Origin of the sequence: Pseudomonas sp. ENNP23 (genome assembly GCF_001728945.1) — a bacterium.
Lineage (GTDB): Bacteria > Pseudomonadota > Gammaproteobacteria > Pseudomonadales > Pseudomonadaceae > Metapseudomonas > Metapseudomonas otitidis.
In genome coordinates, this window is sequence record NZ_LYSP01000026.1 from 16,959 (window position 1) to 33,602 (window position 16,644).

General features: G+C 61.5%; 15 protein-coding genes. 5 read left to right on the forward strand and 10 right to left on the reverse strand.

Annotation, left to right across the window (positions count from 1 at the left end; genetic code table 11):
• Nucleotides 1–117: 117 nt before the first annotated feature.
• The 9 genes from A9G05_RS15500 to rpmH all read right to left on the reverse strand — a co-directional run bounded on the left by A9G05_RS15500 (nucleotide 118) and on the right by rpmH (nucleotide 8,777).
• Complete coding sequence (locus A9G05_RS15500) at nucleotides 118–990, reverse strand: ParB/RepB/Spo0J family partition protein (RefSeq protein WP_069561823.1); 873 nt, start codon at nucleotides 988–990, stop codon at nucleotides 118–120.
• A gap of 9 nt (nucleotides 991–999) precedes the next feature.
• Nucleotides 1,000–1,788, reverse strand: coding sequence for a ParA family protein (locus tag A9G05_RS15505; RefSeq protein ID WP_069561824.1), 789 nt, complete (start codon nucleotides 1,786–1,788; stop codon nucleotides 1,000–1,002).
• Between the two features lie 17 nt (nucleotides 1,789–1,805).
• The gene (gene rsmG, locus A9G05_RS15510; RefSeq protein ID WP_069561825.1) at nucleotides 1,806–2,453 is read right to left on the reverse strand and encodes a 16S rRNA (guanine(527)-N(7))-methyltransferase RsmG; all 648 of its coding nucleotides are present in this window, start codon (nucleotides 2,451–2,453) and stop codon (nucleotides 1,806–1,808) included.
• Complete coding sequence (gene mnmG, locus A9G05_RS15515) at nucleotides 2,453–4,345, reverse strand: tRNA uridine-5-carboxymethylaminomethyl(34) synthesis enzyme MnmG (protein ID WP_069561826.1); 1,893 nt, start codon at nucleotides 4,343–4,345, stop codon at nucleotides 2,453–2,455. The genes rsmG and mnmG overlap by 1 nt, the downstream gene beginning before the upstream one ends.
• A gap of 516 nt (nucleotides 4,346–4,861) precedes the next feature.
• Nucleotides 4,862–6,229 (reverse strand): tRNA uridine-5-carboxymethylaminomethyl(34) synthesis GTPase MnmE, encoded by a 1,368-nt coding sequence (gene mnmE / locus A9G05_RS15520; protein WP_069561827.1) that lies wholly within the window; start codon nucleotides 6,227–6,229, stop codon nucleotides 4,862–4,864.
• 71 nt (nucleotides 6,230–6,300) lie between these two features.
• The gene (yidC, locus tag A9G05_RS15525) at nucleotides 6,301–7,983 is read right to left on the reverse strand and encodes a membrane protein insertase YidC (RefSeq protein WP_069561828.1); all 1,683 of its coding nucleotides are present in this window, start codon (nucleotides 7,981–7,983) and stop codon (nucleotides 6,301–6,303) included.
• A gap of 2 nt (nucleotides 7,984–7,985) precedes the next feature.
• Nucleotides 7,986–8,231, reverse strand: coding sequence for a membrane protein insertion efficiency factor YidD (yidD, locus tag A9G05_RS26670; RefSeq protein WP_074969834.1), 246 nt, complete (start codon nucleotides 8,229–8,231; stop codon nucleotides 7,986–7,988).
• Nucleotides 8,224–8,628, reverse strand: coding sequence for a ribonuclease P protein component (gene rnpA / locus A9G05_RS15530; protein WP_069561829.1), 405 nt, complete (start codon nucleotides 8,626–8,628; stop codon nucleotides 8,224–8,226). The genes yidD and rnpA overlap by 8 nt, the downstream gene beginning before the upstream one ends.
• 14 nt (nucleotides 8,629–8,642) lie before the next feature.
• Nucleotides 8,643–8,777 (reverse strand): 50S ribosomal protein L34, encoded by a 135-nt coding sequence (rpmH, locus tag A9G05_RS15535; RefSeq protein WP_003458028.1) that lies wholly within the window; start codon nucleotides 8,775–8,777, stop codon nucleotides 8,643–8,645.
• A 526-nt stretch (nucleotides 8,778–9,303) separates the two neighbouring features.
• Here rpmH and dnaA point away from each other — a divergent pair.
• From dnaA to A9G05_RS15560, 5 genes are all read left to right on the forward strand, one after another.
• Complete coding sequence (gene dnaA, locus A9G05_RS15540) at nucleotides 9,304–10,770, forward strand: chromosomal replication initiator protein DnaA (RefSeq protein WP_069561830.1); 1,467 nt, start codon at nucleotides 9,304–9,306, stop codon at nucleotides 10,768–10,770.
• A gap of 38 nt (nucleotides 10,771–10,808) precedes the next feature.
• A complete protein-coding gene (gene dnaN, locus A9G05_RS15545; protein WP_069561831.1) occupies nucleotides 10,809–11,912 on the forward strand; it encodes a DNA polymerase III subunit beta in 1,104 nt (367 codons plus the stop codon).
• A gap of 8 nt (nucleotides 11,913–11,920) precedes the next feature.
• Nucleotides 11,921–13,030: a DNA replication/repair protein RecF gene (gene recF / locus A9G05_RS15550; RefSeq protein WP_069561832.1), complete on the forward strand. Its 1,110-nt coding sequence runs from the start codon at nucleotides 11,921–11,923 to the stop codon at nucleotides 13,028–13,030.
• Nucleotides 13,027–15,447: a DNA topoisomerase (ATP-hydrolyzing) subunit B gene (gene gyrB, locus A9G05_RS15555; RefSeq protein ID WP_069561833.1), complete on the forward strand. Its 2,421-nt coding sequence runs from the start codon at nucleotides 13,027–13,029 to the stop codon at nucleotides 15,445–15,447. Before recF ends, gyrB begins: the two co-directional genes overlap by 4 nt.
• Before the next feature lie 81 nt (nucleotides 15,448–15,528).
• Complete coding sequence (locus tag A9G05_RS15560; protein ID WP_069561834.1) at nucleotides 15,529–15,729, forward strand: hypothetical protein; 201 nt, start codon at nucleotides 15,529–15,531, stop codon at nucleotides 15,727–15,729.
• Nucleotides 15,730–15,861: 132 nt separating this feature from the next.
• Here the strand turns inward: A9G05_RS15560 and A9G05_RS15565 are convergent, their stop codons facing one another.
• Entirely contained in the window at nucleotides 15,862–16,635 is a 774-nt protein-coding gene (locus tag A9G05_RS15565) for a 1-acyl-sn-glycerol-3-phosphate acyltransferase (protein ID WP_069561835.1), read from the reverse strand.
• Nucleotides 16,636–16,644 lie beyond the last annotated feature (9 nt).

Sequence of the window (16,644 nt, forward strand, 5' to 3'; positions counted from 1 at the left end):
ATCAATGACTTGGCATACTTTGTGCCGACAAAATTGCGCGCAGAGTATAGGGGCCTAACCCCCCCCGTTCAACTGCCCGGTAGTGAAATCCGACTTTCCGCTACATGCCCAGATGTTTCAGCGGATGTGGGCCAGGACACCCTGCAATTCGTCGAGGGAGTTGTAGCGGATCACCAACTGTCCCTTGCCCTTCTGGCCGTGCTTGATCTGCACCGGTGCGCCCAGGCGCTCAGCCAGGCGCTGTTCGAGCCGACTGATGTCCGGGTCGGACTTGACCGCTTCGACAGGCTTCTCACGGGTGTTCAGCCACTGCCTCACCAGTGCCTCGGTTTGGCGCACGGTCAGTCCGCGTGCGACAACATGTCGCGCGCCTTCCACCTGACGTTCCAGGGGCAGGCCGAGAAGTGCACGGGCATGGCCCATTTCCAGGTCGCCGTGAGCCAGGAGGGTCTTCACCTCTTCCGGCAGGCCGATCAGGCGCAGCAGGTTGGTGATGGTGACGCGGGACTTGCCCACCGCTTCGGCCACCTGTTGCTGGGTGAGCTGGAACTCCTGCTGCAGGCGCTGAAGCGCCACGGCCTCTTCGATCGGGCTGAGGTCTTCACGCTGGATGTTCTCGATCAGTGCCATGGCGATGGCGGCCTCGTCCGGCACCTCGCGCACCAGAGCGGGGATTCGATCCAGGCCAGCCTGCTGGCTGGCACGCCAGCGCCGCTCACCGGCAATGATCTCGAAGCGACCACCACCGATGGGGCGTACCACGATCGGTTGCATGACGCCCTGGGCCTTGATCGACTGTGCCAGCTCTTCGAGGGCGGTGGGGTCCATGTCTCGGCGGGGTTGGTACTTGCCTCGCTGGATCAGGTCCAGGGGCAGGTTCTGCAGCTCGCGAGTATCGGCCTTGGTGGCCTCCTCCTGCAGGACGGTGGCGTTGTTGCCGCCCAGCAGGGCGTCCAGGCCACGACCCAGGCCTCGTTTTTTCGCTGCCATGCGGTTTCCTTATGCGGTAGCTGTTCTGGCGCCGGCGCGCTGTCGGCGAACCACTTCACCAGCCAGTGCGAGGTAGGCGATGGCGCCACGGGATTGCTTGTCGTACACCAGAGCCGGCATACCAAAGCTGGGTGCCTCGGCGAGGCGTACGTTGCGGGGAATGACGACGTCGTAGAGCTTGTCGCCGAAATGCTCCTTGAGCTGGGCGCTGACGTCGTTGGTGAGACTGATGCGCGGATCGTACATGGTGCGCAGCAGGCCTTCGATCTTGAGTTCGGGGTTCAGCAACTGGCCGATGCGCTGGATGCTATTGATCAGGTCGGACAGCCCTTCCAGTGCGTAGTACTCGCACTGCATGGGGATGATCACGCCATCGGCCGCCACTAGGGCGTTGATGGTGAGCATCGACAGGGACGGCGGGCAGTCGATGAGGATGTAGTCGTAGTTCTCCCGCACCGGTGCCAGGGCATAGCGCAGGCGGCTTTCCTTCATCTTCATTTCCAGCAGGGCCACTTCCGCCGCAGTCAGGTCGCGGTTGGCCGGCAGCAACTGGTAGCCACCGTGCTCGGAGAACTGCATGGCGTCGGCCAGGTCGCACTCGCCGATCAAGACGTCATAGATGGAATGCTCCAGGGCGTGCTTGTCGATTCCGCTGCCCATGGTGGCGTTGCCCTGGGGATCGAGGTCGATCAGCAGAACACGACGCTTGGTCGCGACCAGCGACGCGGCCAGGTTGATGCAGGTGGTGGTCTTGCCCACTCCGCCCTTCTGGTTGGCGATCGCGAATACCTTGGCCATGGCTGCCTTACCCCCCTTCATTCCGTGCGGCGCAGTATCAGCAGATGGCGTTGGCCTTGGCAACCGGGAACCGCGAGGGTGTGCTCCGCTTCGACCTTGAAGTCATCGGGCATCCGCGCCAGTTCGTCATCCGGGCGCAGTCCCTTCATGGCCAGCCAGTGGGTGTCGCGGTCGCCAAGGTGGCGGGTCCAGTTGGCGAAGTCTTCCAGAGCACTGAAGGCACGGGAGACGATGCCTGTGAAGGGCTGCTCCGGACGGAAGGCTTCGACGCGTGCGTTCACCACACTGAGATTGTCCAGACCGAGCTCCAGCTTCACCTGAGTGAGGAAGCGGGTCTTCTTGCCGTTGGAGTCCAGCAGGGTGAAGCGACGCTCAGGGAACAGAATCGCCAGGGGTATGCCGGGCATGCCGCCGCCGCTGCCGACGTCGAGCCAGTCATCGCCGCGCTCGGCGACGAAGGGAACCACGCTGAGGCTGTCCAGCAGGTGGCGGGACACCATCTCGTCCGCGTTACGTACCGCGGTGAGGTTGTAGGCCTTGTTCCACTTGATCAGCAGGGCGAGGTAGCCCAGCAGCAGCTCCTGCTGCCTAGCATCGAGCGTAACGCACAATGCGTTGGCGCCTCGGGTGAGTTCTTCGGCGTGCGAGGAAGTGACGAGGGACATCAGGCACTTCTCTCCAGCGACTGGCCGGCGCCACGCTTCTTCAAGTGGATAAGCAACAGCGAGATGGCCGCCGGCGTGACGCCAGGGATGCGCGAGGCCTGCCCCAGTGTCTCCGGACGGGCGTTGCCCAGCTTGTGCTGGATCTCCTTGGACAGGCCGGAGATGGCGGCGTAGTCCAGGTCATCGGGCAGGCGGGTGTTCTCGCTGGCACGCAGCCGAGCGATCTCGTCCTGCTGGCGGTCGATGTAGCCGGCGTACTTGGTCTTGATCTCGACCTGTTCGGCCACTTGCGGGTCTTCAGCGCCGTTGCCTGTCACCTCCACCAGGCCGGCGTAGTCGATCTCCGGGCGGCTCAGCAGGTTGAGCAGGTTGTACTCGTGGGTGAGTGGCGTGCCGAAGCGCTCAGCAATGGCATCGCCCTGGGCCGTACCAGGACGTACCCAGGTACTCTTCAGACGCTGCTCTTCCAGGGCGATGCCCTCACGCTTGGCCTCGAAGGCCGCCCAGCGGCGGTCATCGACCAGACCCAGTTCACGCCCCTTTTCGGTGAGACGCAGGTCGGCGTTGTCCTCACGGAGGATCAGCCGGTACTCGGCCCGCGAGGTGAACATGCGGTAAGGCTCCTGGGTGCCCAGGGTGATCAGGTCATCCACCAGTACACCGATGTAGGCCTCGTCACGACGCGGACACCAGGCTTCGCGGCTCTGGGCCCTCAGCGCAGCGTTGGCGCCGGCCAGCAGGCCTTGGGCAGCGGCCTCTTCGTAACCGGTGGTGCCATTGATCTGCCCGGCGAAGAACAGCCCGTCGATGACCTTGGTCTCCAGGCTGTACTTGAGGTCACGGGGGTCGAAGTAGTCGTATTCGATGGCGTAGCCCGGCCGCACGATGTGAGCGTTCTCCATCCCGCGAATGGAACGAACGATGTCCAGCTGCACATCGAAGGGCAGCGAGGTGGATATGCCGTTGGGATACAGCTCGTGGGTGGTCAGGCCTTCCGGCTCGAGGAATACCTGGTGGCTGTCCTTGTCGGCGAAGCGGTGGATCTTGTCCTCGATCGACGGGCAGTAGCGCGGGCCGACGCCTTCGATGACGCCGGAGTACATCGGCGAACGGTCGAGGTTGCTGGCGATGATCTCGTGGGTGCGGGCATTGGTGTGAGTGATCCAGCAACTGACCTGCCGCGGATGCTGCTCCTTGTTGCCCAGGAAGGACATCACAGGGATCGGCGTATCGCCGGGTTGCTCCGTCATTACCGTGAAGTCAACGGAGCGACCATCGATGCGCGGCGGTGTGCCGGTCTTCAAGCGGCCGACACGCAGCGGCAGCTCACGCAGGCGATGAGCCAGGGCGATGGACGGCGGGTCGCCGGCGCGGCCACCCGAGTAGTTCTGCAGGCCGATGTGGATAAGTCCGCCGAGGAAGGTCCCTGTGGTCAAGACCACGGATTCCGCATGGAAGCGAAGGCCCATCTGGGTCACGACGCCCTTAACCTGATCGTTTTCCACAATCAGATCGTCGCAGGCCTGCTGGAATATCCACAGGTTCGGCTGGTTTTCAAGAATCTCGCGAATGGCTGCCTTGTAGAGAACGCGGTCAGCCTGGGCACGTGTAGCGCGTACTGCAGGGCCCTTCCGACTGTTGAGCACGCGGAACTGGATACCGCCCAGGTCCGTTGCGGTGGCCATAGCGCCACCCAGTGCATCGATTTCCTTGACGAGGTGGCTCTTGCCGATACCGCCGATGGCCGGGTTGCAGCTCATCTGACCCAGAGTCTCGACGTTATGGGTCAGCAGCAAGGTCTTAACGCCCATGCGGGCGGATGCCAGCGCGGCCTCGGTACCGGCATGACCGCCGCCGATCACGATCACGTCAAAACGGGAAGGGAAATCCACCACGCACCTCGTGCCTGTTTGGGAAGGGGGAAATAGGGAAAGGCGGCAAGTATAGGGACTTAGCCTTCTTGAATGAAGTCTTCTGCACAAAAAATAGCCAATCGGCGCTATGGGAAGTTTTCCACATTCTCCCTCTCTGACCAATACGGCTTGTGGAAAACTTTGCCAGGTAGAAAAAGAAAAAGAGAAGAGAATTTCTTAAAGAGCTTGTTCTTGTGTTTATGTATGGTGAAGCTTCTTTATGTGGATAAGTAGCTTCAGGCCACTGAATATGCATCATGTAGCCAAGGATAAGCCTGTCGAGTTCCTGGCGGTTTCCTGGGGGATGCCCGTGTCTGGCCTGTGGATGAAAGATATGCTTATTCACAGGGCAGTTATCCTCCGTCTTTTACCCAGGGTTATGGACGGGGTTCAGGGCAGGTTATCAACAGGGTTTATTCGGCGCGCACGAGGCCTGTCCACGCTGCCGAGGGTTGGCAGCGTGAGGAGAGAGGAAGCGGTCGCGGAGGGAGGCGGCTACTTGCCGATGCAGAAGCTGGAGAAGATTCGCCCCAGTAGATCGTCGGAGCTGAATGCTCCGGTGATCTCACCCAGGGCGTGCTGTGCAAGGCGCAGGTCTTCCGCCAGCAGCTCGCCAGCGCCCATGTGAGTGAGCTGATCGCGGCCATGGTCCAGATGGGCTCCGGCCTGGCGCAGGGATTCCAGGTGCCGGCGGCGGGCGCTGAAGCTGCTCTCGGCGGTCTGCTCGTAGCCCATGCAGGCCTTGAGGTGATCACGCAGCAGCTCGAGCCCGGCGCCGGAGCGGGCACTGAGGCTTAGGGTGGTGTGGCCGTCGGCGGAGATTTCCAGCCCCACGGTCTCACCGCTCAGGTCCGCCTTGTTGCGGATCAGGGTCACCCGAGTGGGGTCGGGCGAGGTGTCGAGGAACTCCGGCCAGAGGGCGAAGGGGTCGGCCGCTTCCGGTGCACTGGCGTCCACCACCAGCAAGACGCGGTCAGCCTCGTTGATGGCCTTCAGGGCACGTTCCACGCCGATCTTTTCCACATGGTCATCGGTGCTGCGCAAGCCGGCAGTGTCCACCACATGCAGGGGCATGCCGTCGATGTGGATATGTTCACGCAAAACATCCCGAGTGGTGCCGGCGATGTCGGTGACGATGGCCGCCTCCCGTCCTGCCAGTGCATTCAGCAAGCTGGATTTGCCAGCGTTGGGCCGGCCGGCGATGACCACGGTCATTCCGTCCCGCAGCAAGGCGCCCTGCCCCGCTTCCTTGAGCACTGTGGATAAGTCGGCGCGAACACCGTCCAGCAAGCCGAGCACGTGACCATCGGCGAGGAAGTCGATCTCCTCTTCCGGAAAGTCGATGGCGGCCTCGACATAGATGCGCAACTGGATGAGTCGCTCGGTCAGTCCGTGAACCCGAGTGGAGAAAGCACCCTGCAGGGAGCGCAGGGCATTTCGCGCGGCCTGTTCTGAGCTGGCCTCTATCAGGTCGGCGATCGCCTCGGCCTGCGCCAGGTCGAGCTTGTCGTTGAGGAAGGCGCGTTCGCTGAACTCACCTGGGCGCGCCAGGCGTGCACCCAGGGAGAGGCAGCGCTTGAGCAGCAGGTCCAGCACCACGGGGCCGCCGTGGCCCTGCAGCTCCAGGACGTCTTCCCCGGTGAAGGAGTTCGGCCCGGGGAAGTACAGGGCAAGCCCTTCATCCAGGGCGCCGTTCTCGCCGTCCCGGAAGGTGCCGTAGTGCGCGAAGCGGGGCTTGAGCGAGCGACCGGTGACGGTCTCGCCGATCTGCTCCGCCAAGGGGCCCGAGACGCGCACGATCCCCACACCACCTCGACCTTGGGCGGTGGCGACGGCGGCGATGGTTTCACGGGGCGCGTTCATGGGGCTCTCCTTCAACGAGCGGATAGCAAGACGCCCCACGATGGGGGCGTCTTTTTCAGGCGGTTCTGGCGTCAGGCAGTGGCCTTGGTGGACGCCTCGATCTGCCGGGTAATGTACCACTGCTGTGCAATGGACAGGCAGTTGTTGACCACCCAGTAGATCACCAGACCGGCCGGGAACCACAGGAAGAAGAAGGTGAAGATCACCGGCATCAGCTTGAGGACCTTGGCCTGCATGGGGTCCGGCGGTGTCGGGTTCAGGTGCTGCTGAATGAACATGGTGGCGCCCATGATGATCGGCAGGATGAAGAACGGATCCTTGATCGACAGGTCGGTGATCCAGAACATCCAGGGGGCCTGGCGCATCTCGACGCTTTCCAGCAGTACCCAGTACAGAGCCAGGAACACCGGCATCTGCACCAGGATCGGCAAGCAGCCACCCAGCGGGTTGATCTTCTCTTTCTTGTACAGCTCCATCATCGCCTGAGACATCTTCTGGCGATCGTCACCGAACTGCTCCTTCAACGCCTGCAGCTTGGGCGAAACGGCACGCATACGGGCCATGGACCTGTAGCTGGCGGCAGAGAGGGGGAAGAACGCGAGCTTGATCAGCACGGTCAGGGCGATGATGGACCAGCCCCAGTTGCCCAGCAGGCTGTGGATATGTTGCAGCAGCCAGAAGATCGGCTGGGCGATGAACCACAGGAAGCCGTAGTCGACGGTCAGCTCCAGGCCTGGAGACAGTTCCTTCAGGTGTTTCTGGATCTTCGGACCGGCGTAGAGTACCGCTGAGCTTTCACCCTGACCGCCTGCGGCGACGTTGAGGCTGGAACCGACGAAACCGACGATGTAGTTGCCCTTGGTGTCCTTGCGGGTCTCGATGGTGCTGGTCTGGCCTTTTTCCGGAATCCAGGCCGTCACGAAGTAGTGCTGCAGCCAGGCGACCCAGCCGCCATCGACGGTTTCCTTGAACTTCTGCTTGTCGATGTCCTTGATGGAGATCTTCTTGTAGGGCTCGCTCGGGGTCCAGACGGCCGCACCCAGGTAGGTGGAGACGCCGGTGGCGGTGCTGGAGGACGGATCACCGCTGCCGTCACGCTTGAGCTGGGCATAGAGGTTGCCGGTCCAGGGCTGGCCGCTCTGGTTGTCGATGCGGTAGGTCACCTTCAGGTCGTACTGGCCGCGGGTCAAGGTGAAGCGCTTGGTGTAGTTCACACCGGCGTCGCTGTAGGTCAGGTCGACCACCAACTGATCCTGGCCGTCGGCCAGCTTGTACTGGTGCTGGGCAGAGGCGTACATCGGGCGACCGCTGGCACGACCATCCGGGCCATTGGCACCGATCAGACCGCTCTGGGCCAGGTAAGTACGCTCATTGCCGTTGTCGAACAGCTGGAACGGAACATCCGGGTGATCCTGGCGACGGGGGTACTTCGGCAACGTCAGTTGGACGATGTCACCACCGTTCGGGTCGATGGCGATGCTCAGTACGTCGGTGTCGACTCGGATCAGCTCGTTGCTCGGCGCGCTCTGTGCCGTCATGGGGGCGCTGGTCTGGCCAGGCCCTTCTGCGGTGGGTACGTCGTCGCTGCTGCGTTGTGCCGGCGAGCCGGTTTCCGGCAGCGAGGACGGTGCGCTTGAGGCAGCAGTGCTGGTGGTCGGCAGGGCGGCCTGGCCGTAGTCCTGGTTCCACTGGAGAACCATGAGGTAGGACACGATCGCCAGGGCGACTATCAGGATCGAGCGTTGGATATCCATGATTACTCGGCCATCGAAGAGGATTGGGATGTGTTGGCAGGGGGAACCGGGTCATAGCCGCCGGGGTTCCAGGGGTGACAGCGACCCAATCGACGCAGGGTCAGCCAACCCCCACGCAGGACGCCATGACGTTCGATGGCCTCCTGTGCGTAACAGGAACAGCTGGGATAGAAGCGGCAGTGACTGGCCATCAGCGGGCTGATGGCATAGCGATAGAACTGGATCGGGACGAGGGCCAGTTTACGCATGAGGAGTGTCGGCCATCCCTGGTTCGATAGGAGGCTCAGGGCGCGGCCGGCTGCGGGCAAGGCGCTTCCAGAGTTTGCCGAATTGCTGCTTTAGCTCTTCGTTCTCCAGATCGCCCAGGCCTCGCTTCGCCACGATCACGATGTCCCAACCGGCCAGCAACTCGAGGTTGTGTCGGAAGGATTCACGTATCTGGCGTTTGATGCGGTTGCGCTCGACGGACAGTTTGACGCTCTTCTTGCCGATCACCATGCCCAGACGGGGATGATCAAGGGCGTTGTCACGTGCGAGCAGCAGGACGTTCCTGCCGGGGACCTTTCCGGAAGGGGAGTCGAAGACCGCCTTGAATTGCCGGGGGACCAGTAGTCGCTTTTCCCGGCCGAAGCCTCGACTCACCACCTGTTCCGGATGAGTCAGACGGTCAGGCGCTTGCGGCCCTTGGCGCGGCGACGCGACAGGACTTGGCGGCCGTTCTTGGTGGCCATACGAGCACGGAAACCGTGGGTACGAGCGCGCTTGAGGGTGCTGGGCTGGAAAGTGCGTTTCATGATTCGTTACCTGGTTGATCACAACGGGCCGAGGCGGCCCCCGTTTAAGAGACCGGCGATTCTAGAGAAATGAGGTGAGCAGGTCAATTTCCAACCAACGATGAGAGCGGTGCAGGAGTAGATAAAAAAAGAAGGGATTAAAGAAGGATGAATGAACTTATAGATGTTACGAGGTACATCGCCTGTGGAAAACTCACTCCACGCCCCGGGTTGCACACAACCTGCTCCGGGAAAAGCTTGTCAGCAAGCCGTGTGGCAACTGTGCCCGGGCTGTTGGCAAGCCGAGCATAACAAGGGCTTTTGTCCACAGGCTGAGTGTCCACTGGGTTATCCAGTGTCTTGTATACCGGGCTCAGGTGTCGTTATCCACAGCTTTGACGAGCTATCCCGACAGCGCTCAAGTGCTGCAATAAGGCATTGATTTTCCTTGGCGAATCGACGAATTGCATGTGGATAACTTGGGCGTTGGCCGTTACACTAGGCGCCAGCTTTTTCACCGCACACCTTTCCTACCTGGGGGACATCCGTGTCAGTGGAACTTTGGCAGCAGTGCGTGGATCTTCTGCGCGACGAACTGCCCGCCCAGCAATTCAACACCTGGATCCGTCCGTTGCAGGTCGAGGCCGAGGGTGACGAACTCCGGGTCTACGCCCCCAATCGCTTTGTATTGGACTGGGTCAACGAGAAGTACATGGGCCGTCTGCTGGAGTTGCTCAGCGAGCGCGGTAACGGGCTGGCGCCTGCCCTCTCGCTGCTGATTGGCAGCAAGCGCAATCGGCCGCCCCCTCGTGTTGCACCTGTCCCGGTTTCCGCCCCGCCCGTCATCACCCCCGCGCCTTCGGCACCGGTGGCGGCGCAGCGTGTCGAGACCGTAGAGGAAAGCCGCGCAAGCCTCGATCCGCTCGCTTCCGTCTCCGCACCGCCTGCCGTTCGGACTGAGCGTTCGGTGCAGGTCGAGGGAGCGCTCAAGCACACCAGCTACTTGAACCGGACCTTCACCTTCGAGAACTTCGTCGAGGGCAAGTCCAACCAACTGGCCCGTGCAGCGGCCTGGCAGGTGGCGGATAACCCGAAGCATGGCTATAACCCCCTCTTCCTTTATGGGGGCGTGGGCCTGGGCAAGACCCACTTGATGCATGCGGTGGGAAACCACCTGCTCAAGAAGAACCCCAACGCCAAGATCGTCTATCTGCACTCCGAGCGTTTCGTCGCCGACATGGTCAAGGCGCTGCAGTTGAATGCGATCAACGAGTTCAAGCGTTTCTATCGTTCGGTGGACGCACTGCTCATCGACGACATCCAGTTCTTTGCCCGCAAGGAGCGCTCCCAGGAGGAGTTCTTCCACACCTTCAACGCCCTTCTGGAAGGCGGACAGCAGGTGATTCTCACCAGTGACCGCTATCCGAAGGAGATCGAAGGGCTCGAGGAGCGCCTGAAATCTCGCTTTGGCTGGGGCCTGACGGTAGCTGTGGAGCCGCCGGAGCTGGAAACCCGTGTGGCGATCCTGATGAAGAAGGCCGAGCAGGCGAAGGTGGACCTGCCTCACGATGCCGCGTTCTTCATCGCTCAGCGCATCCGCTCCAACGTCCGTGAGCTGGAAGGTGCACTCAAGCGTGTCATCGCTCATGCACACTTCATGGGGCGCGAGATCACCATCGAGCTGATCCGCGAGTCCCTGAAGGACCTGCTGGCCCTGCAGGACAAGCTGGTCAGCATCGACAACATCCAGCGCATCGTCGTCGAGTACTACAAGATCAAGATGTCGGACATGCTCTCCAAACGCCGTTCGCGCTCCGTCGCGCGGCCGCGCCAGGTGGCCATGGCGCTGTCCAAGGAACTGACCAACCACAGCTTGCCGGAAATCGGTGACGCCTTTGGTGGACGAGACCACACGACTGTTCTGCATGCCTGTCGTAAGATTGCGGAACTCAGGGAATCCGACGCGGATATCCGCGAGGACTACAAGAACCTGCTGCGTACACTGACTACGTGACCGTTCAAGCGCAGCCCATTGAGGCAAGGGACTAGACCATGCATTTCATCATTCAACGCGAAGCCCTGTTGAAACCCCTGCAACTGGTCGCCGGCGTCGTCGAGCGCCGCCAGACCTTGCCGGTCCTCTCCAATGTGTTGCTGGTGGTTGAAGGCCAGCAGCTATCGCTAACCGGTACCGATCTTGAGGTCGAACTGGTTGGGCGTGTGGTTCTTGAAGACGCCGCCGAACCGGGTGAGATCACCGTTCCGGCGCGCAAGCTGATGGACATCTGCAAGAGCCTGCCCAGCGATGCGCTGATCGACATCCGCGTCGACGAGCAGAAGCTGTTGATCAAGGCTGGCCGCAGCAAGTTCACCCTCTCCACCCTGCCCGCCAATGACTTCCCCACTGTGGAAGAAGGTCCGGGCTCGCTGAACTTCAGCCTGGTGCAGAGCAAGCTGCGGCGGCTGATCGAACGCACAAGCTTCGCCATGGCCCAGCAGGACGTACGCTACTACCTCAACGGCATGCTCCTGGAAGTGAACGCCGGGGTACTGCGTGCCGTCGCCACCGATGGCCACCGCCTGGCCATGTGCGCCATGCAGGCCGGCATCGAAGGTGTGGATCGCCACCAGGTGATCGTGCCGCGCAAGGGCATTCTCGAACTGGCTCGCCTGCTCACCGAGCAGGACGGCGAAGTCCGCATCGTTCTCGGTCAGCACCACATCCGTGCCACAACCGGCGAGTTCACCTTTACCTCCAAGCTGGTCGACGGCAAGTTTCCGGACTACGAGCGTGTGCTGCCCCGTGGTGGCGACAAGCTGGTCGTCGGTGATCGCCAGGCCCTGCGTGAGGCCTTCAGTCGCACTGCAATCCTGTCCAACGAGAAGTATCGCGGCATTCGCCTGCAACTGGCGGCCGGGCTGCTGAAAATCCAGGCCAACAACCCGGAACAGGAAGAGGCGGAAGAGGAAGTGGCCGTCGAGTACGGAGGCAGCAACCTGGAGATCGGTTTCAACGTCAGTTACCTGCTCGATGTACTGGGTGTGATGACCACCGATCAGGTACGCCTCATCCTTTCCGATTCCAACAGCAGTGCCCTGCTCCAGGAAGCGGATAACGACGACTCTTCCTATGTCGTCATGCCGATGCGCCTGTAACACGCTCGATGTCCCTCAGCCGTGTCACCGTCACCGCGGTGAGAAACCTGCACCCGGTGACGCTCTCCCCCTCCCCCCGCATCAATATCATCCATGGCGACAACGGCAGCGGTAAGACCAGTCTGCTTGAGGCTATCTACCTGCTCGGGCTTGCCCGCTCCTTTCGCAGTAACAAGCTGCAGCCAGTAATCCAACATGACCAGCCAGCCTGTACGGTCTTCGGTCAGGTTGAGCTTCTGGAGGGCCGTAGCAGCAGTCTGGGTATTTCCCGTGAGCGAAACGGGGAGTTCCAGATCCGTATCGATGGGCAAAACGCCAAGAGTGCTGCCCAACTGGCTGGGACTCTTCCGCTGCAGGTCATCAATCCGGATAGCTTCCGCTTGCTGGAGGGCTCCCCAAAAATTCGTCGTCAGTTCCTCGATTGGGGAGTGTTCCACGTGGAACCTCGTTTTCTCCCCGCCTGGCAGCGTCTGCAGAAGGCCCTGCGGCAGCGGAACTCGTGGCTCCGGCATGGTACACTTGACGCCGTTTCGCAGGCCGTCTGGGACCGTGAGCTGACCCTTGCGAGTACGGAAATCGATGGCTTTCGACGCGCCTACATCCAGGCATTGAAGCCGGTTTTCGAGCGCACCTTGCAGGAATTGGTACAGATCGGAGGGCTCACCCTCAGCTATTACCGCGGATGGGACAAGGACAAGGAGCTTGCCGAGGTGCTCGCGACGTCCCTCCTTCGTGACCAGCAAATGGGTCATACCCAAGCCGGCCCCCAGCGTGCCGATCTGAGGTTGCGACTGGGTGGGCACAACGCCGCCGAAGTTCTTTCCCGAGGCCAGCAAAAGCTGGTGGTGTGCGCGTTACGCATCGCCCAGGGGCACCTGCTCAACCAGGCCAAGCACGGCCAATGCATCTATCTGGTGGACGATTTACCGTCCGAACTGGATGAACAGCACCGGCGCGCCCTTTGCCGTTTGCTGGACGAATTGGATTGCCAGGTATTCATCACCTGTGTCGATCACGAACTAATGAGGGACGGCTGGCGAACGGATACGCCGGTAGCCATGTTCCACGTGGAACATGGTGGTATCACCCAGACCTTTGATCATCGGAGTGAAGCATGAGCGAGAACAAAACGTACGACTCTTCCAGCATCAAGGTGCTGAAGGGACTGGACGCCGTACGCAAGCGCCCGGGTATGTACATCGGCGATACCGACGATGGGACCGGTCTGCACCACATGGTATTCGAGGTGGTGGACAACTCCATCGACGAAGCCTTGGCGGGTTACTGCTCCGAGATCAGCATCACCATCCACACCGACGAGTCGATCACCGTCCGTGACAACGGCCGCGGAATTCCGGTGGATATCCACAAAGAAGAAGGCGTCTCCGCTGCCGAGGTCATCATGACCGTGCTGCACGCCGGCGGTAAGTTCGACGACAACACCTACAAGGTGTCTGGCGGCCTCCACGGCGTGGGGGTTTCCGTGGTCAACGCCCTGTCCGAGGAGCTGCGCCTGACCATTCGCCGTGCAGGCCAGGTCTGGGAGCAGATCTATCGCCACGGCGTTCCCCAGTTCGCCTTGCGTGCCGTTGGCGAGACCGACGGTACCGGTACCGAGGTGCACTTCAAAGCCTCTGCCGAGACTTTCACCAACATCCATTTCAGTTGGGACATCCTGGCCAAGCGCCTGCGCGAACTGTCTTTCCTCAACTCCGGCGTCGGCATCCTCCTGCGTGACGAGCGCAGTGGGAAGGAAGAAATGTTCAAGTACGAGGGCGGCCTGAAAGCCTTCGTCGAGTACCTGAACACCAACAAGACCATCGTCAACGAGGTCTTCCACTTCAACATCCAGCGTGAGGAAGACGGTGTGGGTGTCGAGGTGGCGCTGCAGTGGAACGACAGTTTCAACGAGAACATCCTCTGCTTCACCAACAACATCCCCCAGCGTGACGGCGGTACCCACCTGGCAGGCTTCCGCTCTGCCCTCACCCGTCACCTGAACAACTATATCGAGCAGGAAGGCCTGGCCAAGAAATACAAGATCGCCACCACTGGTGACGATGCCCGCGAAGGTCTGACCGCCATCATCTCGGTCAAGGTGCCGGACCCCAAGTTCAGCTCGCAGACCAAGGACAAGCTGGTCTCCAGCGAGGTGAAGACTGCCGTCGAGCAGGAAATGGGCAAGTACTTCGCCGACTTCCTGCTGGAAAACCCCAACGAAGCCAAGGCCGTCGTCGGCAAGATGATCGACGCCGCCCGTGCTCGTGAGGCGGCACGCAAGGCCCGCGAAATGACCCGTCGCAAGGGCGCTCTGGACATTGCGGGCCTGCCCGGCAAGCTTGCCGACTGCCAGGAGAAGGACCCCGCCCTTTCCGAACTCTACATCGTGGAGGGTGACTCCGCGGGTGGCTCGGCCAAGCAGGGCCGCAACCGCAGGACCCAGGCCATCCTTCCGTTGAAGGGCAAGATCCTCAACGTGGAAAAGGCCCGTTTCGACAAGATGCTGTCCTCCCAGGAAGTCGGCACCCTGATCACCGCACTGGGCTGCGGAATTGGGCGTGAGGAGTACAACATCGAGAAGCTGCGCTACCACAACATCATCATCATGACCGACGCCGATGTAGACGGTTCGCACATCCGCACCCTGCTGCTGACGTTCTTCTTCCGTCAGATGCCGGAGCTGATCGAGCGTGGTTACGTCTACATCGCCCAGCCGCCGCTGTACAAGGTCAAGCGTGGCAAGCAGGAGCAGTACATCAAGGACGACGAGGCCATGGACGAATACATGACCCAATCGGCCCTGGAAGATGCGAGCCTGCACGTCAACGAGAATGCTCCGGGGCTGTCGGGCGAAGCGCTGGAGCGCCTGGTCAACGAATACCGCGCCGTCATGCGGACCCTCAAGCGCCTGTCCCGCCTGTACCCGCAGGAGCTCACCGAGCACATGGTCTACCTGCCCCGAGTGAGTGTGGAGCAGCTGTCCGACCAGGGCGCTATGCAGGGCTGGCTGAAGCAGTTCGAAGAGCGTCTGAAGGGAGCCGAGAAATCCGGCCTGACCTACTCCATCAGCCTGCGTGAAGACCGTGAGCGCCACCTGTGGCTGCCGGAGGTCCAGCAGATCGCCCATGGCCTGTCCCACTACGTGACCTTCAACCGCGATTTCTTCGCCAGCAACGACTACCGTCAGGTCACCACCCTGGGTGAGCAGCTCAACAGCCTGTTGGAAGACGGTGCCTATGTGCAGCGTGGCGAGCGTCGCAAGCCCGTCAGCAGCTTCAAGGACGCCCTGGCCTGGCTGATGACCGAAAGCACCAAGCGCCACACCATCCAGCGATACAAAGGCCTTGGCGAGATGAATCCGGAGCAGCTGTGGGAAACCACCATGGACCCGAACGTCCGTCGCATGCTCAAGGTGACCATCGAGGACGCTATCGCAGCGGACCAGATCTTCAACACCCTGATGGGCGACGCGGTGGAGCCTCGCCGCGACTTCATCGAGAGCAACGCCCTGGCGGTCTCCAACCTCGACGTGTAATCCACCCGAGTGCTTGGCTATGCTTCCAGCCCCGGCCCTGTGCCGGGGCTTTTTATTGGGAATCGAAAAGGAGCGCGCGTCATGCAGGAAATCCACGACACGCCGGAGGAGAAGTCCGTCAGCGATGACGTGCTCATGGGCTATCTGGAGCATCAGTTACGCAGCGGCAGGGTAAAGGTCGGTGTGCTGATGGTGCAGTTCGAGAAGGCGTTTCCCGGTGTGCATCGGGATCGCCTGGTGCGTTGCTTCAATGCGTTGGAGTCGCGCTACCTGAAGCGCTGAATCCCGTCCGGGCAATCAGCTTATGCACCAATCGCCGGTTTTCTAGGGAAAGGCTATGAGGCCCGGCTGACGCGGGCCTCAGGCAGAAAACAATACGCAGCCGGAATTTTTATCCACAGCTTTTCAATAGAATCAGGCTGGTGTTGAGTCTGCTGTTTCGACAGGCTGGGTTGCGGTGCCTTCGATCCGTTGTTGGGCCTGTTCGACCCAGGCATAAGCGCGGTCATTCAGCTCGGCGATGGCACGAGGACCCTCCCCTTCCGCGTACATGGCCGGACCGATCTCCACCTGGATGGTGCCGGGGTACTTGGCCCAGCCCACCTTGGGCCAGAACAGCCCGGCATTGTGTGCCACTGGCAACACAGGCAGGCCTGCGTTCACCGCCAGTGCAGTCCCGCCGCGGGAGAACTTGCCCATCTGCCCAACCGGAACCCGCGTCCCTTCCGGGAACACCAGCACCCAGGCCCCTTGGCGCAGGCGCTCGTCGCCCTGGCTGGCCAGTTGCTTGAGTGCCGCCTTGGGGTTGCTGCGGTCAATGGCGATTGGGCGCAGCAGGGCCATTGCCCAGCCGAAGAACGGCACGTAGAGCAGCTCGCGCTTCACCACCTGGCTGAGGGGTTCGAAGAAGCCGGAGAGGAAGAAAGTCTCCCAGGTGCTCTGGTGCTTGGAGAGGATCACGCAGGGCGTCTTTGGGATGTTTTCCCTACCCCCAACGCGGAAGTCGACACCTGCCACCACCTTGGCCAGCCAGACCGCGAAGCGGCACCAGCGCCAGATCACGAAACGGTAGCGTGCGCGGAATGGCAGGAAGGGGGCGACGAAGAAGCTGATCGTGCCCCACACGAAGGCACTGGACGACAGCAGCAGGTAGAAGAGGACGGTTCTGATGGCCTGCACTGTCGTCATGGTTCCTTG

Coding starts and splice junctions, on each gene's coding strand:
- A9G05_RS15500 (WP_069561823.1), bottom strand. CDS start 990: ATGGCAGCGAAAAAACGAGGCCTGGGTCGTGGCCTGGACGCCCTGCTG.
- A9G05_RS15505 (WP_069561824.1), bottom strand. CDS start 1,788: ATGGCCAAGGTATTCGCGATCGCCAACCAGAAGGGCGGAGTGGGCAAG.
- rsmG (WP_069561825.1), bottom strand. CDS start 2,453: ATGTCCCTCGTCACTTCCTCGCACGCCGAAGAACTCACCCGAGGCGCC.
- mnmE (WP_069561827.1), bottom strand. CDS start 6,229: ATGAACGCGCCCCGTGAAACCATCGCCGCCGTCGCCACCGCCCAAGGT.
- yidC (WP_069561828.1), bottom strand. CDS start 7,983: ATGGATATCCAACGCTCGATCCTGATAGTCGCCCTGGCGATCGTGTCC.
- yidD (WP_074969834.1), bottom strand. CDS start 8,231: ATGCGTAAACTGGCCCTCGTCCCGATCCAGTTCTATCGCTATGCCATC.
- rpmH (WP_003458028.1), bottom strand. CDS start 8,777: ATGAAACGCACTTTCCAGCCCAGCACCCTCAAGCGCGCTCGTACCCAC.
- dnaN (WP_069561831.1), top strand. CDS start 10,809: ATGCATTTCATCATTCAACGCGAAGCCCTGTTGAAACCCCTGCAACTG.
- recF (WP_069561832.1), top strand. CDS start 11,921: ATGTCCCTCAGCCGTGTCACCGTCACCGCGGTGAGAAACCTGCACCCG.
- gyrB (WP_069561833.1), top strand. CDS start 13,027: ATGAGCGAGAACAAAACGTACGACTCTTCCAGCATCAAGGTGCTGAAG.
- A9G05_RS15560 (WP_069561834.1), top strand. CDS start 15,529: ATGCAGGAAATCCACGACACGCCGGAGGAGAAGTCCGTCAGCGATGAC.
- A9G05_RS15565 (WP_069561835.1), bottom strand. CDS start 16,635: ATGACGACAGTGCAGGCCATCAGAACCGTCCTCTTCTACCTGCTGCTG.